This window comes from Spiroplasma endosymbiont of 'Nebria riversi', assembly GCF_018831625.1.
Taxonomy (GTDB): Bacteria; Bacillota_I; Bacilli_A; order Mycoplasmatales; family Nriv7; genus Nriv7.
Genome location: NZ_CP065193.1, coordinates 613,746 through 638,490, shown reverse-complemented (window position 1 = coordinate 638,490; position 24,745 = coordinate 613,746). Strand labels below are relative to the sequence as shown.

At 28.2% G+C, this 24,745-nt stretch carries 21 protein-coding genes and 3 pseudogenes; 2 read left to right on the top strand and 22 right to left on the bottom strand.

What is annotated here, in order from left to right; genetic code table 4:
* Window positions 1–4 precede the first annotated feature (4 nt).
* From I5Q57_RS10080 to rpsF, 12 genes and pseudogenes are all read right to left on the bottom strand, one after another.
* Window positions 5–364, bottom strand: a pseudogene (locus tag I5Q57_RS10080) (ATP-binding cassette domain-containing protein); the annotation flags it as partial.
* An 18-nt stretch (window positions 365–382) separates the two neighbouring features.
* Entirely contained in the window at window positions 383–1,666 is a 1,284-nt protein-coding gene (locus tag I5Q57_RS04135; RefSeq protein WP_215826939.1) for a type 1 periplasmic-binding domain-containing protein, read from the bottom strand.
* Window positions 1,667–1,793: 127 nt separating this feature from the next.
* Window positions 1,794–1,976, bottom strand: a complete 183-nt coding sequence (locus I5Q57_RS04130) for a hypothetical protein (RefSeq protein WP_215826938.1) — start codon at window positions 1,974–1,976, stop codon at window positions 1,794–1,796.
* Between the two features lie 331 nt (window positions 1,977–2,307).
* Entirely contained in the window at window positions 2,308–2,841 is a 534-nt protein-coding gene (locus I5Q57_RS04125) for a DUF402 domain-containing protein (RefSeq protein ID WP_215826937.1), read from the bottom strand.
* Between the two features lie 413 nt (window positions 2,842–3,254).
* The gene (locus tag I5Q57_RS04120) at window positions 3,255–4,064 is read right to left on the bottom strand and encodes a transposase (RefSeq protein WP_215826936.1); all 810 of its coding nucleotides are present in this window, start codon (window positions 4,062–4,064) and stop codon (window positions 3,255–3,257) included.
* Between the two features lie 47 nt (window positions 4,065–4,111).
* Window positions 4,112–4,732, bottom strand: a complete 621-nt coding sequence (locus I5Q57_RS04115; protein ID WP_215826935.1) for a hypothetical protein — start codon at window positions 4,730–4,732, stop codon at window positions 4,112–4,114.
* Window positions 4,733–4,911: 179 nt separating this feature from the next.
* Window positions 4,912–5,502, bottom strand: a complete 591-nt coding sequence (locus tag I5Q57_RS04110; protein ID WP_369806571.1) for an IS3 family transposase — start codon at window positions 5,500–5,502, stop codon at window positions 4,912–4,914.
* Window positions 5,503–5,883: 381 nt separating this feature from the next.
* Window positions 5,884–7,212, bottom strand: a complete 1,329-nt coding sequence (dnaB, locus tag I5Q57_RS04105) for a replicative DNA helicase (RefSeq protein ID WP_215826933.1) — start codon at window positions 7,210–7,212, stop codon at window positions 5,884–5,886.
* Window positions 7,212–7,658: a 50S ribosomal protein L9 gene (gene rplI / locus I5Q57_RS04100; protein WP_215826932.1), complete on the bottom strand. Its 447-nt coding sequence runs from the start codon at window positions 7,656–7,658 to the stop codon at window positions 7,212–7,214. Before rplI ends, dnaB begins: the two co-directional genes overlap by 1 nt.
* A gap of 113 nt (window positions 7,659–7,771) precedes the next feature.
* Complete coding sequence (gene rpsR / locus I5Q57_RS04095; RefSeq protein WP_215826931.1) at window positions 7,772–8,014, bottom strand: 30S ribosomal protein S18; 243 nt, start codon at window positions 8,012–8,014, stop codon at window positions 7,772–7,774.
* 3 nt (window positions 8,015–8,017) lie between these two features.
* The gene (locus I5Q57_RS04090) at window positions 8,018–8,560 is read right to left on the bottom strand and encodes a single-stranded DNA-binding protein (protein ID WP_215826930.1); all 543 of its coding nucleotides are present in this window, start codon (window positions 8,558–8,560) and stop codon (window positions 8,018–8,020) included.
* Between the two features lie 24 nt (window positions 8,561–8,584).
* Window positions 8,585–9,004 (bottom strand): 30S ribosomal protein S6, encoded by a 420-nt coding sequence (gene rpsF, locus I5Q57_RS04085; protein WP_215826929.1) that lies wholly within the window; start codon window positions 9,002–9,004, stop codon window positions 8,585–8,587.
* Between the two features lie 296 nt (window positions 9,005–9,300).
* Between rpsF and I5Q57_RS04080 the strand changes: the two genes are divergently transcribed.
* Window positions 9,301–9,672 carry a hypothetical protein gene (locus tag I5Q57_RS04080; RefSeq protein ID WP_215826928.1) on the top strand — a complete coding sequence of 124 codons (372 nt, stop codon included), beginning with the start codon at window positions 9,301–9,303 and terminating at the stop codon, window positions 9,670–9,672.
* Window positions 9,673–9,807: 135 nt separating this feature from the next.
* Here I5Q57_RS04080 and I5Q57_RS04075 read toward each other — a convergent pair.
* A pseudogene (locus I5Q57_RS04075) lies at window positions 9,808–10,068 on the bottom strand (IS3 family transposase); the annotation flags it as partial.
* 53 nt (window positions 10,069–10,121) lie between these two features.
* Between I5Q57_RS04075 and I5Q57_RS10075 the strand changes: the two are divergent.
* A pseudogene (locus I5Q57_RS10075) lies at window positions 10,122–12,155 on the top strand (vitamin B12-dependent ribonucleotide reductase); the annotation flags it as partial.
* A 73-nt stretch (window positions 12,156–12,228) separates the two neighbouring features.
* Here the strand turns inward: I5Q57_RS10075 and lysS are convergent.
* From lysS to I5Q57_RS04025, 9 genes are all read right to left on the bottom strand, one after another.
* On the bottom strand, window positions 12,229–13,716 hold the full coding sequence (gene lysS, locus I5Q57_RS04065) for a lysine--tRNA ligase (RefSeq protein WP_215826926.1): 1,488 nt from the start codon (window positions 13,714–13,716) through the stop codon (window positions 12,229–12,231).
* A 19-nt stretch (window positions 13,717–13,735) separates the two neighbouring features.
* Window positions 13,736–15,055, bottom strand: coding sequence for an FAD-dependent oxidoreductase (locus I5Q57_RS04060; protein WP_215826925.1), 1,320 nt, complete (start codon window positions 15,053–15,055; stop codon window positions 13,736–13,738).
* 407 nt (window positions 15,056–15,462) lie between these two features.
* Complete coding sequence (locus tag I5Q57_RS04055; protein ID WP_215826924.1) at window positions 15,463–16,419, bottom strand: IS1/IS1595 family N-terminal zinc-binding domain-containing protein; 957 nt, start codon at window positions 16,417–16,419, stop codon at window positions 15,463–15,465.
* Window positions 16,420–16,491: 72 nt separating this feature from the next.
* Window positions 16,492–16,734 carry a hypothetical protein gene (locus I5Q57_RS04050; protein WP_215826923.1) on the bottom strand — a complete coding sequence of 81 codons (243 nt, stop codon included), beginning with the start codon at window positions 16,732–16,734 and terminating at the stop codon, window positions 16,492–16,494.
* A gap of 60 nt (window positions 16,735–16,794) precedes the next feature.
* Window positions 16,795–20,529, bottom strand: a complete 3,735-nt coding sequence (locus tag I5Q57_RS04045; protein ID WP_215826922.1) for an ABC transporter permease — start codon at window positions 20,527–20,529, stop codon at window positions 16,795–16,797.
* A gap of 344 nt (window positions 20,530–20,873) precedes the next feature.
* Complete coding sequence (locus I5Q57_RS04040; RefSeq protein ID WP_215826921.1) at window positions 20,874–22,217, bottom strand: FtsX-like permease family protein; 1,344 nt, start codon at window positions 22,215–22,217, stop codon at window positions 20,874–20,876.
* An 88-nt stretch (window positions 22,218–22,305) separates the two neighbouring features.
* A complete protein-coding gene (locus tag I5Q57_RS04035) occupies window positions 22,306–22,758 on the bottom strand; it encodes an FtsX-like permease family protein (RefSeq protein ID WP_215826920.1) in 453 nt (150 codons plus the stop codon).
* A 55-nt stretch (window positions 22,759–22,813) separates the two neighbouring features.
* Window positions 22,814–23,749 (bottom strand): hypothetical protein, encoded by a 936-nt coding sequence (locus I5Q57_RS04030; protein WP_215826919.1) that lies wholly within the window; start codon window positions 23,747–23,749, stop codon window positions 22,814–22,816.
* Between the two features lie 62 nt (window positions 23,750–23,811).
* Window positions 23,812–24,714 carry an ABC transporter ATP-binding protein gene (locus tag I5Q57_RS04025; protein ID WP_215826918.1) on the bottom strand — a complete coding sequence of 301 codons (903 nt, stop codon included), beginning with the start codon at window positions 24,712–24,714 and terminating at the stop codon, window positions 23,812–23,814.
* Between the last annotated feature and the right edge of the window lie 31 nt (window positions 24,715–24,745).

Sequence of the window (24,745 nt, the reverse complement as noted above, 5' to 3'; positions counted from 1 at the left end):
ATTGATTAATTTTTGCTTTATCTTTTAACTCATAACCAAGAATAATATTATCTAAAACCGAAAAATTATTAATTAATTGAAAATGTTGATGTACCATCCCAATACCTAAATCAGTAGCAATATTAGGGGAAGTAATTTGCATCACTTCACCATCAATTTTAATAACTCCAGAAGTTGGTTGATGCAACCCAAAAAGTGTTTTCATCAAAGTAGACTTACCAGCACCATTTTCACCTAAAATAGCATGAATTTCACCATATTTAAGATCTAAATTGATATTTTTGTTAGCAACAATACCATTAGAATAAATCTTTGAAACTTTAATTAATTCCACAGCTTTTTTGTTCTTTATTTCACTATGCATCATTTAATATATCCTACCTTATCACTTTGTTTCTTCACAAACACTTTCATTAACAATATCTCCTAGCATATTTGTTCCATTACATTTCCTTAAATCTTCAACACTAATAGCCAATGCTTTTTTTAAAGCAACTAATTTATTATTACCAACTCTTTCGCCATAAAAATTGTCAAAATCTTTACCATTCATTGGCACTAAAGAAACCTGCTTAGTTTCTTCTCAAATAAATGATTTAGTTCCCGGGGTGGAATACTCATTTTTATAAAAAATAGCATTATTATTTTTAATACGATAATTAATAGCATCCAATACAGTTTTAACAGCAAAAGACACATCTTTTAAAGCTGATGACTTAATTAAATGTTTATATCCTAACAAATTCTTATCATTCGCTTGGTCAACATCAACACCAACAAATCAAATATTAGCATTAGCCGCTGCTATTTGTTTTAAAATTGTATTTCCTTCAGGAACAGAAATATTAAAAATAACACCAACATTATTGTTAATAGCATTATTAGTATTAGTTTGGGCAGCCTTAATAGCATCATTTGTTCCAAAACCACCATTAAAAGTTCCGGCAAATCACTCAAATCGTAACTTGTCACCCTTAGCATCAATATCATTAGCCAGAATATTATCACTAAACCATCGTAAACCTTTATTAAAACCAATCATATAGTTTTTAATCGCGGGAATATTTAATCCCCCAATACCAGTCATTTTCACAGTAATATTATCACCATTTTTAATAACGGGTAATCCCATATTATCTTTATCAACTTTAAACCGCTGTAAAATTTGTCCCGCTACATCAATTGCCGCTGCAAACCCTGGTTTTGATTCATCAACTGAAATTTCATAATATTTATCAACCGCTTTAATATTTAATGATTTAATCATTTCATAAACAGTAAGATCAGCCGTTATAAAATATGTGTTATTGTATACATCAAAAAAATTAGGTTGAAGAACAGTTTTAACATATGTAAACCCCGGAAACACGACAGCTAGATAACCATCATCAATAGTTTTTGTAATTGCAGGAGTAATCATATTAGGATCATCTTGTGTATCAGGGTATAAGACATCTAATGCTTCATTTAAATTAGAATCTACTTTTAACATTCCTTCTCAAGCCGCTTGATTAAAACCACCATCTTGAGCCTTTAAAGGATTATTAGCAATCATTTTAAGGGATGACATACTATAACGACTACTACAACTAGTAATAAAGACAACCGGCAAAAACATTGTCAATAATCAACGCTGTCCTTTAATCCTTCCTAAATTATTTATCACTTGTTTTTCCTCTCATTTCTATATTTCTTATCTTAAACTCCTTTTTTCATTTTACTTTCTTTATAAAAATTTAGCAAGATTTATTTAAATTATTGAAAATTAATTCAACTTAATAATAAAAAACTTATTAATTATTTCAAATAAAATTAGTTAAATCATAACTATCAACCCGATTAACAATTTTAATTAAATCATTAGCAGTTTTTACTGGATCATAATTAATCATTGTTCTTAATTTAGGATTGCGATAAATTAATTTAACAAATGACTCCATATTATCGCCCTCACTAATTTTTAAATGACTAGTCATTTCATCATTTTTAATACTAAAATATATTAAAACTTTAGAAATAAAACCTCATGATATATGAATAGCATCGGCCTATAGTCTACTAATAATTGGCTGTTTTACCCCAACCATTTTTGCCAATTAGGTTTGTGTTAAACCATTTATTAAACGCATTTTTTTAATTAAAGTTTCCATTAATTTATTATTATCTCCCTTCTTTTAAGCAACATTATAATGTCATAACTTTCTAAATATGAAAATCTATTCTTTTATTGCATATACCCTTGACATATTTTAAAAATCAAAAAAAACAGCTATATTATTAGCTGCTACAAAAAATTAAGTTTAATAATTATTTAAAATTAATTTGATAATTGTTTCAATGATTTAATACTGTTTTTTCATGAAATAAATCATCTTTATCTTTAATTTGGATTTTTAATCTTTCAATTTCACTCCAAATAATATTTTGCAAATTTTCAGGATAATTTCAATTTATCTTGTTACGACTAAACTCTTTTAAATCTAATATTTTTGTATATCCATCAGGAAATACTTTAATATCAATATCATAATCAATAAACTTTATTGCCTTACCATCACAAGTAAAAGGACTAGCAATATTACAATAATAATGAATCCCATTATCTTTTAACATTGAAATAATATTATATCATCGGTTCTTAGAAAAAAACCAAATAGCTGGTTCATGAGTTTTCCACTTACGCCCATTAACCTCAGTAACAATAACGGCTTCATTTACTAAAATTAAATAATTTTTAGTTTCTTCTAAAACAATAGCATAATCCCAAGAACGATATATTTCACCATTATGTTTATAGGCATGAATTAAAATTTTTTGACCTTTTATAAGTGTGTTTTTCATCTATTACACCTCCAAAGTCGTTCTTATAATTAATACAAAAGTACAAAGTAATTATAACATAGAAAACAACCTAATTAATACAAGGTCATTTTTAATTTTGTCGAAAACTCTTGATAAAATTAAAAAAATATTTTATTTGGTCGCGTTTAGTTTTCTTAGGTATTGTTTTGAAGAAGTAAAACAATCAGCTAATTATATTATTTAATTACTAAACTAACCCTGCCTTTCTTGTTATTGTCATTTTTATTCATTACCATTCTATCATATTATTGAATTTTTACACAATAAAAATTATTAATTATTATTAAATTTTTTTTTTAATTTTGTAGAAAACTCTTGATAAAATAAAAAAATCATCAACTTGATAATTTTAAAAGGCTTTTATGTAAAATTACTATTTTTACTTTAATTTTTTATACATTAAAATATAATACCGCTGTTTGTTGGTTTGGAGTTAAACCCTTATGTTGGTATTTTAATTTTCAGAGATTTAAATAATTTTGAATATTAGTAAAACCTAAACCATGATAATGAATTAAGGCTTCTTTAAGACTAGATTGTAATTTACTGATTTTATTTAAGTTACGATAACTAGCTTCAGGATTAATTGTTGTTTTAGTTACACATAAAGTATAATTTGTTTGTTTTGCTACTAAAAAATATAATTTTTGCATATCAGAAGTAATAATTGAATTTTGGTTAATTAATTCTTTGTTCATATTTTCAATAACTCATTGTTTTTGTAAACGTTTGGTGTTTGTGGATTTAAAATAAATATTGTTATTATTATCAACTGCCATTTGAATACAGCATTTAGTATTAGTTGCGAATGGGTCAAGGTGAATTCTTCGTGGATCAGTTTTATGTTTGAAATTTCCTTTATGAATTTCTTTAATAAATGTTTCATCGATTTGGATTTTACCAGATAATTTTTTAAATTTTAGTTGGGTATTTTCTAATTGTTTTGATTTCATTAATTTTTGACGATTATATCAAGCAGTTTTTAATGTAGTTTTAATAAAACGAGAAATTGTTTTACTAGATTTCCCCAGCAATGAAATTTTAATCAATAAATTTCATTGTTCATAATTTAAATGACTTCAATAAATAAAATGATTACGAGAAGCGTCAAAACTTGCACGGCAATTTTTATATAAATATTTTTGTTTTCCTTCTGAATTATGTCCATTTTTAAAGCAATGACCAACTAAGAAAATTTCCATAACTCTTCTCTTAAAAAGAATTATGGAAATAATAATTAAATATTAAATTAAGTTACTTTTACAAAATTATTAATCTTAATGTCTGCTAAATCACTTTGATAGTCTCAAAAAAATATCAACTTATCAGTTGTTTCTTCCTTCGGATTAAGTTTCATAGTATTATATTTTCAATTAACAGTACCACTAAACTTATACTTCTGAGCAATACCTTGAAAGAAAACATCAAAAGCAATTTCTTTAGGTGCTGTCTTATCATCGATTACTTCTGCCTTAATACCATCAATTACTTTAATCTCTGCCCCATTAAAATTTAATTTATCATTAACAAACGAATTATTAATATCAAAATGATATGAATAGGTATCCCCTGACCTTGTATAAAAATCAGCATAAAATTGCGTTGCTAATTCACTATTTAATTGTTTTACTTTCTCTTTATTGGCTTCTACTCACGCTGTTTTACCAGTTTTTTTATAAGTATAAAATAAACTATTTATTGTCTTCATAACTGCCTCAGCACGAAAAATCTTATCAAATATTGTTGATTCACTGGCAGCATTAGTAATATTAATCGTAATCGGATGGGTCTTCATACTACAAGCAACAATAGTAAATACCGTTACAAAACTAGTCATTAAATAACTAATTACTGAAAAAATTCTTCTCATATTCTGTTCCTTCTTTCTTTTCATTTTTATTCACAGTCTTATTGGTATGGCGGCCCTTTTTTGGACACTTTTTATGTAGACTGTCATTTTCTAAATTCAACAGGCGTTAAATAATTTAAACTGCCATGTATTCTACGATTATTGTATCAATTAACAAAATCAAATAATTCGTATTTTAATTATGTTAAATTTTCAAATTTTTTACCCTCAATAAATTCCGTTTTAAAAGTTTTGTAAGTTGTTTCAGCCACAGCATTGTCATAAGGACAACCCTTCGCACTCAATGATATTTTAATTTTAAAAGTGCTTAAAATTTCATCAATGATTTTATTTTTGAACTCATTACCACGATCATTATGAAATAAAGTTATTTTATTTAATGGTCGTGTTATTTTATAAAAAGCTTGTTGAACTAGTTCAGCGGTTTTGTTTGGTCCGACACTATAGCCAATTATTTCTCGATTAAACAAGTCAATTAATAAACAAATATAATGTCATTTTCCTCCAACTCGCACATATGTTAAATCACTAATAACAACTTCATTAGGTTTTTTGTTATTAAATTGACGATTTAAAACATTACTAATTTGGTCATTATTAACCATTGTTTTATGATTACGATATTTTAATTTGGTGTATTTAGAAACCAAATTATTTTTGATCATAAGGAATCTGATTTTTCGACGTGATAAGATCGTATCTTTTCTCATTAAAAAAGCTTTAATTTTACGAGCACCATAAATTTTACGACTTTTATTAAATGCACTGATAACTTATTCTTCATAATTATTAACATCGTACTTAACATAATTATTAGTTTGATAATAATATGTTGATTTTGCTATTTTTAATATTTGACACATTTTTAGCACGGGATATTTTTCTTTATTATTTTTAATAATTCCTATTTTTTGCCAATTATCAGTGCTGCTTGCTTTAAAATGTCATTTTCCATTCGTAATTGTTGGTTTTCTTTTCGCAAGTAAATTAATTCGTTTTCTTCGATAGTGCAATTATCTTGCACTTTAAATGACGCAAAATTATTAAAATTTTCAATTCACTGAATATACGGCTGATTTTGAAATTCCGTATTCTTTAATAATTTTATTTTATTTGAAAGTCCACATAAATATGGTCCAACTTATTGTAACCTATCCATATTTATAATCAATAAAATTACCATACTTTTGTAAAAAAAGTAATTCTACTATGCCGGTGGGACCATTACGATGCTTAGAAATAATTAATTGTGCTTTATGTGATTCTTCATTCAAACTATCTTCTTTCTTTTCATAATAATCTTCACGATAAAGAAACATAATTAAGTCAGCATCCTGTTCAATTGCACCTGATTCACGCAAATCAGACATTAATGGTCGTTTATCTTCTCTTGATTCCACTTTTCGCGATAATTGTGACAAACAAATAATTGGAACTTCTAACTCTCTTGCTAATGCCTTTAAACTTCGAGAAATATTAGAAATTTCTTGTTGTCGATTCTCACCATCACCAGCTAATAATTGCAAATAATCAATAACAACCAATTTTAAGTCATAATTACGACTTAATTTTCTTAATTTAGAAATTAACTCAATCACTCGTAATCCTGGCGAATCATCAATAAAAATATTACTTTGCTTTAATTTACTACCAACACTAGTTAAATCTTGTCAATTACGACTTGTTAAATTTTTTCCCGTTTTAATTTGCATTGAACCAATTTTTGTTTCTGAACCTAAAATTCTTAAAATTAGTTGTTCAGTTGGCATTTCTAAAGAAAAAATGACCACAGCACTATCTTTATAAACTCGTGCACAATTAACAGCAAAATTTAATGCTAAAGCTGTTTTCCCCATTGATGGTCGCGCTGCCAAAATAATAAAATCACCATTTTGAAAGCCATTAGTAATCTTATTTAATTGCATAAAACCACTATCTGAACCTGTTAATTGATTATCACTATTTTGCAACTTTTCAATCTTAGATAATGTCGCATCAACAACATCCTTAGTACTTTTAAACTCATTTTTTTTACGATTATTAGCAATTTCCAGAATCTGTCGTTCAGCAATTCCCAAAAGTTCTCACACACTAATTTCAGTATTAATTTTCTTAGTAATATCTTGGGTTACTACTTGCAAATTTCTTAACATTGTCCGTTCAACAATAATTTTTAAATAATCATCTAAATTAGCATCACTAATATAACTTTGCGTAATCAAAGTCAAATATTCCACCCCGCCAGCCTGATTAAGACTTTGTTGTTTAACTAGCATATCAGTTAAAATTGGTAAATCAATTGGTAATTGATGATTATATAACGAAATAATGGCTTTAAAAATTAATTTATGACGGGAATTAATAAAATCATTCTCATTAAGCAGAACAACAACCTCATCACTAGCATTTTTAGAATTAATAACTGCCGCTAAAACACTAACCTCAGCATCTTCTAATAAAAAATTATTAGTAATGGTCATTACTTTTTACCCACGACTTGAATTTTCAAAATTGCAAAAATATCATTAAATAATTTAATATTAATATCATTAATACCAATAGTATTAATATTTTGATAATTAACTAACTGTTTTTTATCTACTTGAATATTATACTCTTGACTTAATTTTTCAATAATTTGTTTACTAGTAATTGTTCCAAATACCTTATTTTTATTAATTTTCAAATCAAAATTTAAAATTAGCTTTTCAATTTCTAATTTTAATGCTTCATTTTCAAGCTTTTTTTCATTAACTTCATTATCAAATTTTTGTTGTTGTTTTCCTAACCGCACTAAAGCTTGACTTGAAGCCACAATTGCTATTTTTTGTGGTAATAAATAGTTTTTTGCATATCCATCAGCAACGGTAATAATATCGTTTTTCTTACCATAATTTCTTAAATCTTTCAATAAAATTACTTTCACTTGTTAACACTCCACATCACAAATTTTTTGCATTATATATAATACATTACTTACTAATTGTAATATAAAAAGCATACTTAATATTTGTATTAAGTATGCTAATCAACCCTTAATTATTTTACAAGATATGGTAATAAAGCCACGGTTCTTGCTCTTTTAATTGCCATTGCCACCATTCTTTGATGGAAAGAGCAATTACCACTAACTCTTCTTGTTAAAATCTGTCCATTAGCAGAAATATATTCTTTTAATTTTTCAACATCTTTATAGTTAATGTAATCAATTTTATTTTTTGTAAAAAAACATGGTTTTTTTCGCTTTTTAAACCGATTTACATTTATACGCTTATTTTCCATAATTTACTCTCCTCACGCAATAGCATCATCATTATCATTATCATTATCAAATGTTAAATTTGCACCTTCGTTATTTTCCCCTTGTTCCTTATTATCAACAACATCATTATTAACAAAATTAAAATTCATATTATTAAGATTAAATGTCTGATCATCAATTTTTTTATCAACGGGAGAATTATAATCATTAACAAATGACGGTGTCGCAGCATCGCGAGAATTTCCAACCCCAGCGCCACCGCCACTACCTCTTGAATCTAAAAACTTAACACTAATCGCTCTAACATCAGTAATTGTTGTTAACACACCATTTTGTTCTTGTTTTCTTGATTGAATGCAACCTTCAACCAGTACTAACGAACCTTTACGAAGATTATTATACATTGAGTCTGCTACCTTTTCTCAAGCAACACAATTAATAAAATCTGCTTGATGATTAAAATTATTAATGGCTATTGTAAAATATAAAAATGATTTATTATTTTTTGCTGACCGTAAATTTAAATCATTGGTAATTCTACCAATTAAAATTACTTTATTTAACATAATATATTCATTCCTTTATGGTATTTACTTATTTTCAGTTTTTTTATAAGTTTCACGCGGTACATAAGGTCTTTGCCTTCTTTCACCGCTATAACGACTTGGTCGCTCATCATTTTCATTAGTATTTAACTTTAAGTCAGCAATCATTTTATCACTATAATTTTGTTCAGTATCAAGATTAATAATTAAATGACGATAGATATCTTGTTCAATTTTAGCAACACGCTTAAACTCATTAATTGTTTCTTTATTAACCGCAACTTTTAATATTGTATAATAAGCTTTATTTTTATGATTAATTGGATAAGCTAAATCTCTTAAGCCTCAATCAGTAACACTTTCAACTTTTCCCGTTTGTTTTAAAATATTATGCATCTTTTCTTGCAATGCTTTAATATCTTTACATTCTGGATTAATAATATACATAATCTCGTACTTATTCATCACTTCAACCTCCTCTGGACAATAAATATTATTGGTTCTTTTAACAGAACAAGAAATTAATATGGGAATTTATTAATTCAACAGTAATTATATAACAATCCTCAACATAATAATACTATTATTTATTTTTATTCTGTTGATACCTAATCATCACTTTAATTTCCCAATCTACATTTGTTTTAACAGAATTATAATTTTTTGCTTGAGAAAAAATTTAAAATATATCTGGCACTATAAAAATAATTTACTATACTAAATAATACAGTCATAAAATAAAGAAAGGAATTTAATTATTTATGTATAGTCAAAAACTAATTAATTCATTAAATGGTGATATTGAAAAATATTTTCCTCATATTAAAACTATTGACAATTCATTTAACATTGTTCATAGTGGGGTGTCACGAATGGTAATGCTTGACCGTTATTCCCGAAAAGACAAAACATTAGCAAGTCTCAAAGTTGGTTATTTAGTAGTTACAATTGTTCGTGATGATGCCACATTTCCCACGCGATCAATTGGATATGTCCACGAACAATTAGCAAATAATTACTATGCAATATTAATTGAAAACGAATATATTAATGGTATTGACCCGAATATTTTACAAAACTCAGCAATAAACAATATTGTTATTAAAAAAAACACGAACTTGATAAACCATTAGAATTATTTTATGAGCAAATTGCTTTTCTCGTTGCTACTAACTTAGCAACTGTTGAAACTAACAACAAAGAGCAATGACAAAATAAGTTTTATGAACAATTAAAAAATGGTATGGAAACCCTTTTTTGGACACTTTTTATGTAGACTGTTGTTTTCTAAATTCAACAGGCGTTAAATAATTTAGGCTGCCGCGAATTCGAATGTTGTTATATCAATTAACAAAATCAAATAATTCGCATTTTAATTGTGTTAAATTTTCAAATTTTTTACTCTTGATAAATCCCGTTTTAAAAGTTTTGTAAGTTGTTTCAGCCACAGCATTGTCATAAGGACAACCCTTCGCGCTCAATGATCTTTTAATATTAAAGGTTATTAAAATTTCATCAATGATTTTATTTTATTTGAAAATCCACATAAATATGGCCCAACTTATTGTAACCTATCCAAAATAACTTTGTTCCAGCGGGAAGCAACTCTGATGTTAATTTTTTTAACTGCTTTGTAATGCCAATGATTAAAGACTCAAGAAATGGTATTTCTGAACATCGTAAAGAAGTAATGGAAATTATGTCTCATGGTGGCGGGGTTGGTAGCAACGTTTCAACTTTAAGACCCAAAGGAACCGTTGCTAAAAGCGTTGGTGGCAAATCATCTGGTTCTGTATCATGATTAAACGACTTATCTTCGCTAACCCACTTAGTTGAACAAGGTGGCAGTCGGCGCGGAGCCCAAATGATTATGTTAGCCTACTGACATCCTGATATTATTGAATTTATCGTTTGTAAAATGCAAAACCCCAAAATTTTAAAATGATTAAAAGAAAATTCGCAAGACCAAGCAATTCGCGGAGAAGCAACTAAAAAAATCCGATTTGAACCAATATTACCAGCTGAAAAACAATTATTAGAAGCTATTATTGAAAACGAAAACACCGCAGCTCTTACTATTGGTGAAACTGCCCACAAAAAACTCTTAAATGGCGGTGAATAAAAAGTAAATCGTCCTGAATTTTTAACCGGAGCCAACATTTCTGTTACCATTAGCCACACCTTTATGCAAGCAGTAGAAAATGATGCCCAATGAACTTTACAATTTCCCGACTTAGATAACTATTCACAAGCAGAAAAAGAACAATACAATACTCTTTGACACACAATTGGTGATATTAAACAATGAGAGCAAACGGGATTCAAACTTAAAAACTATTATCAAATGAAAGCTCGCGACTTATGAGACTTAATTAGTTTTTGTGCCACCTATTCAGCCGAACCTGGACTATTTTTCATTGACCAAGCCAACGATATGACTAACACTAAAGCCTATGGTATGAAAGCTGTCGCTACTAACCCTTGTGGTCAACAACCACTTGCTCCTTATTCAGTATGCAATCTCGGGGCAATTAACTTAGATAACTTTGTTAACCGCAATACACAAAAGAAATTCTTTGAGATAAGTTAAAAGAAACCGTTAATATTGCTATTCGTTTACAAGATAATGTTATTGACAGTACTCCTTGCTTTTTAGAATTAAACAAAATCCAAGCTTTGGGCGAACGCCGGATTGGTTTATGTGTTATGGGATTACACACACGACTTATTAATATGAACCGATGTCGTTTATGGTTCGATTGCGGAAATAGCATTATTAACAACATATTTCAATTAATAGCCTAAACTGCTTATTTAACATCAGTAAATATTGCCAAAGAAAAGGGTTCATTTCCCTTTTTAAAAGACCACAACGCCTTTATTAATAGGGGTTATATGAAGAAAAATGAACCCCGAAATTCGTAATGCTATTAAAAAATATGGGATTCACAATTCCCGCTTACTAACTATCGCTCCTACGGGAACAACCGGAACAATGGTTGTTGTTTCTACTGGCTTAGAAACATACTTTGCTTTTAACTTTTATCGGAGTGGTCGCCTTGGTAAAAATATTAAAGTTAATGCTAAAATCGTTGACGAATGACTAAAATATCATCCCCAATATGTTAATAAACCGCTACCTAATATTTTCATTAGCGCGATGGAACTAACTCCCGTTGCTCATGCTGATGTACAATGTATTATTCAACGCTGAGTTGACTCATCAATTTCCAAAACCGTTAATGCTCCCGTTGGCTACACCTTTAAAAATGCGGGAAAACTATATATGCGCTTATACAAAAAAGGTGCCAAAGGCGGTACTGTCTATGTTGATGGATCAATAAACGCCCATGTGCTATCGCTAACCGATGACAGCGAACCAATCCAAGAACAACTCGGTCTGTCACCATTAGAAACACCCATTGTCACTAGTCCTAATCCCACAACCCCTAGCAACGCCTTTCCTACAAACCAATACCGTGATATTAAACAAGACCGCATCCGTGGAACTAATATCGGCGACCTCTGTGCTTTCTGCGATGAAGGCAACATCGTTGAAGCGGGAGGATGCAACACCTGCGATAATTGCAGTGCTCAACTGCAATGCGGGTTATAAACATCTTCGAATTAACAAAAAAAGAGTAAAGAATTTAATTCCTTACTCTTTTTTAACGCTTCTTAGCACCCTCTTATTTTTTAATTCGCATATGAGGAAATAATAACACATCTTTAATTGATGATTGTTCCGTTAATAACATTACTAAGCGGTCAATACCAATCCCTAAACCACCAGCTGGTGGCATCCCATATTCTAAGGCTTCAACAAAGTCTAAATCCATTTCATTAGCTTCCTCATCACCTAAATCTCTTAATGCTAACTGCTGTTCAAAACGATTATATTGGTCAATGGGATCATTTAATTCAGAATAACCATTAGCATACTCTCTGCCGCCAATAAATAGTTCAAAACGATCAGTAAACCGTTCATCAGAATAACTCTTTTTCGCTAATGGCGACACTTCCAGTGGATATCCATAAATAAATGACGGTTGAATTAAGGTTTTTTCAACTAATTGTTCAAAAAATGCATTAATGATATGACCAATCGTATGCTGATACTTTTCTAAAATTATGTTATGCTCTTTAGCTAACTTTCGTGCTTGCACTAATGTCATTTCGCGATTAAATTCTACCCCACTAACATTTTTAATTGCTTCCACCATACTCATTTTATTTCATTGCCGAAAATTAATTTCTTGATGATCGTAAGTTATTTCATTACTAGGCAAAATTGCCTTAACTAAATAACTAATTAAATCTTCGGTTAACTGCATCATAAAATTCATATCCTGATAAGCAACATAAATTTCAATCGCAGTAAACTCAGGGTTATGTTTCGCTGACATACCTTCATTACGAAACAATCGGCCCATTTCAAATACTTTCTCAAAACCACCGACAAGAAGTTTTTTTAAATACAATTCAGGAGCAACTCGCAAGTAAAATGGCATATCCAAAGTATTGTGATGCGTTTTAAAAGGTTTCGCTGTTGCCCCACCTAATATTGGTTGTAAAACTGGCGTTTCCACCTCTAAATAGTCTCTTGTTTGTAAATATTGCCGAATTAAATTTAATATTTGCGTTCTTTTAATAAATACCGCTTTAACTTCTTCATTAACAATCAAATCAACATATCGCCGACGATATCGTTCTTCGGCATCCTTTAAACCATCATGTTTATTAGGTAACGGTTTTAATGCCTTACTAAGCAATTGAAACGCTACCAGTCTTAAAGTCAATTCCCCAACTTGTGTTTTCATTGCCCCACCAGTAACACTAATGATATCGCCTAAATCTAATTGTTCAAAAGCAAGAAATTCCTCCTTAGAAACTTCATCAAGACGAAGATAAACTTGAATTTGACCATCTTGGTCTTGAACATTAGCAAAAATTGCTTTGCCGGCCGTTCTTAAAGCCCTAATTCTTCCTGCAATCGTAATCACATCCGGTTTTCCTTGCAATTGCTCTTTACTATATACATCATATTGTTCTTTAAATTCAGCAGTAGTATGCGTACATTCTACCTTAGAAATAGCGAACGGATTATGGTTTACTTTTACTAATTGCTCTAACTTATCGCGTCGCACAACTTCCTGTTCTGAAAATTTTCTTGACATAAATTAACTTCTCCTTTAATTATTTCTTGATTTTACTAGCGCCAATATGAATTATATCACTAGTGCATCCAAAAGGTGGTGCGTACACCAAATCTAACTTGGCAATTTCTGGTAATGTCATTTGCTTGCAAATCGCAACCGCTAAAGCATTAATTCTTAAAAATACTTTATTATAACCAACAATTTGTGCTCCTAATAATTTTAAGGAATCAACTTCATAAAGCAATTTTAATTTTAAAGGCATTTGCTTTGACATATAATTTGGTAAATCATAATTATCAATGATAATTGTTTGATAGTTAAAATTCATTACTTTTGCTTCTCATTCACTTAATCCAGTCCGAGCAACTTGCAAATCAACAATTTGTAAAATCACACTTCCCAAAGTTCCTTCTAAGCGATCATCAACATTAGCAATAACGCGAGCTAATTTAACTGCTGTTGTTAAAGGAAGATATGATTGTTTTTTAGTTACTAAATTAGTAATTGTTGCACAATCACCAACACTATAAACATTAGCAATATTAGTCTTTCCTTGATGATCAATAACAATTGCCCCCTTATCCAGCATTTCTAAACCCGTATCCTTAAATAATTGCGTATGCGGACGAAATCCCGGTGCTAAAACTACTAAATCAGCAGCAATAATTTCATTATTTGCTAATACAATTGCTTGAACATCATTTTCGCCTTGAAAATCTAATAATTCTTTGGAACAATGCACTTGCACAGTTTTTTCCAATAAATATTCTTGTATTATAGTAGTAATCTCAACGTCAAAAGCTTTAGCACCAACTCGTTCTAACGCCTCAACAAGAATAACTTCTTTCTGCAAATGACTAAATGCTTCAACCAGTTCCAAACCAATAAAACCACCACCAATAATAGCAATTTTTTGTTTATCTTTAACTTGTTTTTTAATATTGTAAATATCTTCTTTACTAACGGCTGTAAAAATATTTCCTAAATGGTCATTTTCAAATTTAGGAACAATTGGCATCGCCCCTGTAGCAATAACTAAATTATCATATTGTTTAGTAATTATCTCAGAAGTTACTTGATTACCAATCATAACTACTTTTTTATCAAAATCAACCGCAGTTAATTGCGAGTTTAAAAAAATTTGAATATTTTGTTTTTCAAATCAATCGGGCGTTCTTGCTAATAAATCATTAACATTATCAAATTCTTCAGCAATATAATATGGAATCCCACAAGCGCCTAATGAAACATAACTACTTGCTTGATAAACAATAATTTCCATCGTTGCATCATTTCTTCGTAGTTTACTAGCACAAGTCATTGCCGATACCCCACCACCAATAATAATTGTTCGCATAACTTTAATCCTCCTTCTATTTAGTAATTGTTCTTACTAATAAGAACACTACACACATCAAAAAAACCATTTGTGTTTTAATAACAAAAAATACCTTATCATCGCTTAATGATAAGGTACAAATTAAACTAAATTAAGGTTCAATATGTTGGGGCAATATAATAATAAAATCGTTTTGCTAATTCCTCAGCATATATTGGAACCTGTGATTATTTTTTCTTTTTTTAAAATTGCCTTCAAAGAAAATTACTATAACCTTGATATTGATATTTTTCAATAACCATAATCATCGTATTTCTTAAAGCAGAATTTTAATTTTGTCGAAAACTCTTGATAAAATAAAAAAATCATCAACTTGATAATTTTAAAAGGCTTTTATGTAAAATTAATATTTTTACTTTAATTTTTTATACATTAAAATATAATACCGCTGTTTGTTGGTTTGGAGTTAAACCCTTATATTGGTATTTTCATTTTCAGAGATTTAAATAATTTTTAATATTAGTAAAACCTAAACCATGATAATGAATTAAGGCTTCTTTAAGACTAGATTGTAATTTACTGATTTTATTTAAGTTACGATAACTAGCTTCAGGATTAATTGTTGTTTTAGTTACACACAAAGTAGAATTTGTTTGTTTTGCTACTAAAAAATATAATTTTTGCATATCAGAAGTAATAATTGAATTTTGGTTAATTAATTCTTTGTTCATATTTTCAATAACTCATTGTTTTTGTAAACGTTTAGTGTTTGTGGATTTAACATAAATATTGTTATTATTATCAACTGCCATTTGAATACAGCATTTAGTATTAGTTGCGAATGGGTCAAGGTGAATTCTTCGTGGATCAGTTTTATGTTTGAAATTTCCTTTATGAATTTCTTTAATAAATGTTTCATCGATTTGGATTTTACCAGATAATTTTTTAAATTTTAATTGGGTATTTTCTAATTGTTTTGATTTCATTAATTTTTGACGATTATATCAAGCAGTTTTTAATGTAGTTTTAATAAAACGAGAAATTGTTTTACTAGATTGCCCCGGCAATGAAATTTGAATCAATAAATTTCATTGTTCATAATTTAAATGACTTCAATAAATAAAATAATTACGGAAAGCACCAAAACTTGCGCAATTTTTACATAAATATTTTTGTTTTCCTTCTGAATTATGTCCATTTTTAACGCAGTGGTAAGCTTCACATTTAGGGCATTTAATACCTTGTGCTCTAAATTTTTGATCAATTTCATTTAAACGTTTTTGTTTTTTTATTAATTCTGCTTGTTGTTTGACTTTTTCATAAAATTCTAAAAATTGATCATCTGTTAAAGTATTTACTAGTTCTTGAATTATTTTTTCCATAATTATTATCCACCTCTATCATATTAAAAATATACCTAAAATTAAGTATATTCAATAAATATCAAGATTTTTCTACAAAATTAAAAAAGCAGAATATGATTTAATAAAATTATTTACATAATGAAAATTATATATTGGAATATATTCATATCCTGTATACTCAGCATAAAACTTTGTATTAACATAATGCTTTTTCATATCCTGATATACTTTCATTTGTCTAACATTTTCACGATTACTCTGTTGATAATTAATTAAATTAGGTGTTATTAGTGATGTTCCTAACAAAGAAAAAACGATTAAATTTTTTCTCACTTAAACCAACTCCTTTTTATTTTATTATACAATTATGTTCCATTAATTTAAATATCTAAATTAATCATTTATTTTTAAAGCTTCAATTGGATTGACGCGTTTTAAAATAAATCAACCAACAACAAATGTAATCGCATAAATTGCTAAAATAATCACTAAAACCGCAAAGATTAGTCCTCAATTAAAGTAAAACGGCATAACTCACGTTGAATTCAATGCTAAATAATTAACTAACTGATTCATAATTACCAACGCCACAGGAAAACCAATAACAAAAGCAATAAAAACAATGGGTAAATACATTCCTAATGTTAATCAATTAATTTTATAATCACTATAACCAATAACTTTCATTGTTGCAATTAACCGACTATTTTCGGTAATAATTATATTAGAAGTAATTAAAATTGTCACAAATGATATTAATAAAGAAATCGCCATAAAAGCCCATAATATTGAATCAGCAATACCTTTAATTTCATCAAATACCGATTGATGTGTTGCAATCGGCATTGCAAAAGCAATTGCTCCTTGTCCTAATCCAATATACTTTTGAACTAAATCACCAGAAATCTCATCCTTAGTTACCATACCATTTAATGTTAACTGCGTAAAATCACCATACATTTGCGCCACACTAATACTATCAGTAATATCAGTAATATTTTTATTTAATGAAAATTTAGCATTAAACAAAGGAAACATTGCCTGCACAGCCTCATCATAAGTCATATTAGGAAATCTTTGCTTAAATTCTGGCGTTGTGTCATTAGCAAAGTGAGTAACTTCTTGAAATATATCTTTAATTTTCTGATAATGTTCTGAAAGCTCTCAACTTTTACCTTTTTCAATATAACCTAACATCACATCAGCATCATATTTAGGTAAAAACATTTTAGGGTCGCCATAACCCTCTTGGATACCAATAACGCGCATTTTCTGATTTTGATTATCTTCAGTTTTAATATAAACATCACCACTAGTAATTTTCTCATACATTGGTGAAGGAACATCACCAATTGAAAAATACAATCTTATTTCTTCTGCGATATCATTATTTGTCACTTCTTGGAAACCACTACTTAATCCTTTTAGATTCCAATTTTTCAGATCAACAATCTTACTATCAGCCGTAGCAGTTTTAGAATATAATGATTGCTTATTAGGATTAATATCTAAAATGTCACCTTGATTAATTTGCAAATGTTTAGCAATAGTTTGATTAATAACTACAGGAATAATTTCTGCATTAGGCGAATGATTTTCATACATTGCTTCTAAAAGATTATTATTATTATCTTTATCTAATAAAAGATTCATTTTACTACTTCGTTCAATACCATAAGCTTTAAGCTTTAACGTTTTTTTATTTTCATAAGTAATATTACCACGAGAAATTGTTTCAATATTAGGCTTAAAATAAGTTGCTAACTCATCTTCATCAGGATTATAGGGTGTCAACCCAAATTGAATATTAAAGGTTTTAGTAAGTCCTCAATCATTAGCAATTGCTTTCAGTTTTATTATCACCTTATTTAAATACCGATTTCATTGTTCGTCATTTTCACTTGGCGTAGCACTTTGACCATTATTAAGTCGCTTTTTAATTTCTTCATAAATTTTTAACACCACATCATAGCGGTTTTTATAATCAGCATCATTAGTAGCAGCAACATTCATTTCATCAATAAAGTCATTATTTTCTTGTAAAGTTAACGGATTACCATTAGTAAACTTTGCAGTAGGATTCATTAAATCTCGCGACTGTAAAATATCAATTGCTAAACTAACTTCAATTTTTCTTAAGGTTAATTCTAATGATGATAACTTACTACGAACAAAATAAGGCGACTTTTTTGTCGTACCAATAATGATACAATCAGTAATTGCATATTTTGCCTTCTCGGCTTCTGTTTTATCTTTCCAACCATCAAAGGCCAGCATGCAAGTAATATTTTTAAATATTGTTAATTTAGCTGTTGGTTCTAACTTCGTTAAAATTGAATTAAGGTAAAAATTTAAATCAAAAAGACGATAATTTAAAGTTGCAAGTTTTACTAATTCTAAGTCTTTCGGACGATATCGTTTGATATTCGGCTTGATTTCCTTTTCAACCATTAATTTCGGAGAATAAAGATCACCATCAATCCCTTGTTGATTATTTTTAATTTCTGGATTATAAACACCATATGATGAAAGCATTGAATTTCAAATTGGAGTTTCATATTCAGTAATTGATTCATAATTAATTCCCTTATAAGTTGCGGTTCGCATATCTTGTAAAGCTTTTGGTCCCGTAATGGAAAATGTTAATAATAATGTTGCTGAAACCATTGTAATCATTACTGTTAACATCTTCGTAATTGATTTTGAAAAAACTGCTCAACGAAACCGCGTTGTAAATCGTTTGCCACGATTTAAATAATTAAATCATCTTGTTAAAATCGTTGCCCCCATATTTTCTTCGGGATGTAATAATTTCAAAGGACTACCTTTAATATATCAAATTGAGGACACAATTGTTATTAAACCTAATAAAAGAAAAGTTCCACCAATTGAAAATAATAATGATAGCCAATTAAAACTAAATTTCCCTAATGGAAGCGTAAAATATCAATTAAATACACTTATAATAGGAATTTGTAAAGAAATACCAACTAAATATCCAATAATTCCCCCAACAATAACAGCAATTAATGGATATACCAAAAACCCTTGGGCAATACTAAACGAAGAATAACCTAAACTTTTTAAAACACCAATTTGCGTACGAGAATTTTGAACGCGTTTTTTTGTTACTAATGCAATCACAAATCCCGCAATGATAAGTACCATTAATAACAAAGCAATTGCCATAATTTGATAAGCAACCAAAATTGTTTTTAGCGTATTAACACGACCACTAAAATCATATTCAGGATAATTGGCATCATTAATCGCAAATACAAAATCATTATTATCATCATTACTAAGAAAATAATCTTGTAATTGTTTTTGAATTAAGGAGATATTCTGTTCACTACCAGCACCTCACTGAGCAACAAAATATCCTTCACGATCAACTTCAGAAGTTAACGAAATTTTTTCAACACTTTTATTATATTGTCATTTAATACCTTTTTTAATTAATTGCTTATTATTAGGGCTAAAAAGTCCTAATTGGTGCGGATAAACAAATGCCATCCCCTCACGCGCTTGATTAGGAATTGGCGTTGTTAAATCAAGTTGGGGAAACATATAATCAACAGCAGTTCCTAATCCAACAATTTCTAAAGCATTATTATCAGGATTATTAACATCACACTGTTTTGACAGTAAACAAATAATATCACCAACATGATATTTATTTTCATTAGCAAATTCAGGCGATAACACCACTTCCTGCTCAGTTTCAATATTGCGACCTTCCGTAATAACTAATTTATCAATCGTATCTTGAATATCATAAGCAATAACTTTAAACAAACTTACATTATTATCAATAACACGGGAAACCATTCGTCCTTCACGATATGCAAACACAAAATTATTATTTTTTTCATTAGCAAGTCTGACTTTTTCCATTGCTCATTGAACATAAGCAGTTTTTTCAACTAATGCCTTTTGAACATTAACATCATTTTCATCAGCTTCTTTTCCCGGAATCCGATTTTTATTTCTTAAATCAACAACAAAATGATGTAAATTAGATGCCGTAATAAAATTCTCATAAGAATTATTAATTCTTTGTGTTGTTGTATACATTAAAGTAAAAATAACTGCGTTTAAAAATATTAAAAGTACTAACCCAATCATTTGAATCTTATTTCTTAAAACTGATTTAAAAGCGCTTTTAAGAATGTAATAGTTTTTGAGTTTTCCAAGATTAAAACCTTGTCATTTCCTTTTTTCCACTATTAAACTCCTTTTAAATATGTTACCCTGCTTTTTTCGCATTGTTTAAATTATACATTAAAAAATTCTATTTTTGAAATTCCTTAATTTTTTGCACAATACTTTGTTGATGAAGCTTAAAAACACCAACAAAATATGATACCAAATATACTACTAACTCAATAGCAATCCCTACTATAAATATGTCATCACTGTCAATTAACCGGCAAACTAAATTCAGTTAATTTCGCAACAAAGATAAATAATTATTTTAAAATAATAATACTTATTGGCACGCCAACTAAAAATGCAATAATAATCGTCGGAATATAGGCACTCATAATAATATTTGACACTTCATGAATTTTATAACCTAAAGTTTGAAAAACAATAACCCTCTTCTTATTCTCAGTAATAACAATATTAGTAATCATTATTAAAATAACCACAGAAATTGTCGTTGCAAAAAATATTATAATTGCAATTATGATTGCAATGATATTATTATATTTCAAAGCAATTTGCTTAACAGCACTCATATCTAATAATGAATTTAACAATGGTTTTAAACCTTGCAAATTATTATTACCATCAGTTGTTCTTAAAGTTATTCAATCTTGAACTTCTAAACTATCTTGTTGTGAATATTTAGCATTATAAGAATTATTATCCAAACCAAAGACAAAACGCATCGCATCAAGTGGTGCATATACATAAGAATTTTGATAAAAATCAGCAATCCCAACAATTTTAAAATTTACTTTTTGGATATTATCATTATATTTAAACTCAATTACAAAATAATCAACAACCGTTAAATCATACAAAGTTGCCATTACTGAATTAATTACTAATGGTATTGGTTCATTAATATCTTTAGCTTCATTTCAATTGACTAATTCTTGTTCTAATAATGGATACAAATTATTTTCATTTTCATTTTCTAATTTTAAAAAAGCTTTGTGATGTTCAAAATCAACACTATGAACCATCAAACTTCCTAATGCCTTATTATTATTACTAATCGCTTTATCAAGAAGCTGATGAGTTACCATATTAGTTGCTTCTTGATAAGGAACAAAATCAAAACCGATATTTGTTGTAATTACTTTTCTAACATTACCCTCAGCATCAGTTTTATTTGTTTTTGAAAGATCCACTAATTCCCATAAAATAAATCAATTTTCAATAACCATTTGTGTTTGTTGAACGCTAACAGTTTCTTTAAAAGAAAATAAGTTATTAATTGCCATTGTCAATTTATTATATATTGCTTCGTGTTCGCTAACAGGACTATTTTCAATTTTACTAATAAACCCATTTAATTGACTATACATTAAATCTAATAACGGAGCAGGAAGATAATAATCCTTAAAAATTATTTCTAATTGTAATTTATTATTACCATATAACATTAATAAGTCAAACAAACCAAGTTTTGTTTTTTTAATGTTAATTTCTTCTACTTTAACAAAAGGATACTTAAAAGATTTTTTATCATTTTGCAGTAAAAAACTACTATCATAAAAATAATTATAATGATAATTTATCGGCGAAAAAGACTTATTAATTGAATCATTAACAACTGTTGAAGTTACAAAAACAAACATTAACAGAATTGTTGTTGAAATCATTGCAATAATAACAACAACAAACCGACTAAATGATTTAACAACTAATGAAAATGAAACTTTAACTTTAAACGGTGCATAATCTTAAAAAAAAAAACTTAATACCATTTATTTGTGGCGAAATATTAGGAGTTAATAATACTAACGGTGGTTTTTTTAAAAATACATTCGCAAAAATATAAGTAATCATTAGTAAAAAAAGTAACGGTCATAGCGCAACAATTAAGAAAATTACTCAATCAAAAGTAATATACGATAATGGTAACTGAATATGATTAACATATACTACTGATAACAAATATTGCACAAATAAACTAGCTCCATAACCTAAAAACGAGCCCACAATACTTGAAAAACTAATTACGCCTAAAAAACTAAAACTAATTTTTCAATCACGATATCCTATTGCTTTTAACAATCCAATATGGATTTTTTCATCATTAATATCTTTTTTAACAAGAAAAATAATAATTACAAAAAAAATTAATAAAATTAAAAATAAAAATGTTGTTAAAATCACACCATTAGTTCGTGACTGAATAAATAATGGTTTTACAGTATCATTTTTTTCTAAACTAGCAATTTGCCTTATAATTAATTTTTGTCCCTATTAATTCATTAAATTGCTTTTCTAACTGCAAATATTCATTCTTCCTAATATTATTCCACTCATAACCAGAATTAAACTGTCCATAATAATGCTCTTGAATTAAAGACTTATTAATAGCTAATTGTCGAAATTTAAATGGCTGCATATAAACAAATGTTTGCGTAGCAAACTCAGGGATTGTTATCGTACTTTTCATAATTCCAATCGGAACGACATAATCAGGCATCATCCCATAACCAACAATTCGTAATCCTATAACTGCTAAATTATTAACATCACCAACACCTGGCAAATAAAATTGTGGATTATTAATATTTTTTCCATCATAAATTTTCAAATTATTTGCCACAGCAAACTGCTTAAAAATAATAACTTCATTACTAGCAATTGGTTTTCGCCCCTCAATAATAATTACTTTATTCATATCTTTGCGATTACGATTATTTTCAATTAAATGCTGATAATAATCAGCTAACACTAAAGTATAATTTAAATCTTTATTACAATAATTATTAGTTTTAACATATAATCTCCGCTCTACTAAGCGATAAGAAAATCTTTCCTGAAAATTTTCGGTAATTAAAAATGAAATCATTGCTACATCATTGCTAGCAAAATTATTATTAACATTGTTTTTTTTATATTCCATAAATTGTTCATAAAATTTATTAATTGTTGCTTCGCGATTTTTCAAAGTCATTTGATTAATCGGATAAAAAGAAAAATGGTGTGAATTACCTCCTTTATCTAACAAAACACTAAAACTTCTTAACAAATCACGATTAGATTGATTAATACCAGAAAAAACAGTTACTGATAAAAATATCAATACAATTAGTCCAAAAAACTGCACTCATTTTTTATTAATTGATCGTAATCCGTTAATAAAGAGAAGTAACATTGTTTTTTCGCTCCTTAAATAATAATATCCTTATCAGTAACTGTTTTATTAATACAATTTTATTAAGCTCATTTTATATCTTTAGGTTTTTTAGGGTCTTTATTAACTTTTAATTCATCAATAATACCATTTCTCACATGAATAACAATATCTGCTAACTGAGCAATATTAGGATTATGAGTAACAGTAACAATCGTTGTTTTTTCTTTTTTATTAATATCTAACAAAATTTCTAAAACTTTTCGTCCCATTTCTTCATCCAAAGCCCCTGTTGGTTCATCACAAAACAAAATTGAAGGATTTTTAGCAATTGCTCGTGCAATTGAAACTCTTTGTTGTTGACCCCCAGATAATTGCGAAGGTTTTTTATCCATTTCTGCTGACATACCAATTGATGCAAAAATTTCTTCCAATGTCATTACCCGCTTTTTATTTTTAGCTAAGTTTTCCCCAACTTCAGCATTTTCTTTAGCACTTAAAGTATCTAATAAATTATAATTTTGAAAAACAAACCCAACATAATTACAACGAAAATCAGTTAAATGACGATTTTTTAACAACGTTAAGTTATGACCATCAACAAAAACATCACCAGTTGAAGCTTTATCTAAACCAGAAATAATATTTAATAATGTTGTTTTTCCACTACCACTAGGTCCTAAGATAACAACAAATTCACCACGACTAATTTTTAAATCAATACCTTTTAAAACTTTATATTCAATTTCTCCCATTACATAAGACTTTTCCACATTATGTAATTCAATAATAAATTTCTTTAGATCCGGTTTATAACCTGAGGTAGAAATAATTTCACCTTTTAAAATTCTTTTGGAACAAGCTTTAGTCATCTTCTTTTGTAACTTTAAATTTTCTTTAATCGTCGTTAAAAGTGCTTTATTATTTTCTAATGAAATAATACTCTTATCATTTTCCGTTTTTTTTGAAGATCGCTTTTTTGCCATTACACTTACTCCCAACTTTTTCTAAGTTATA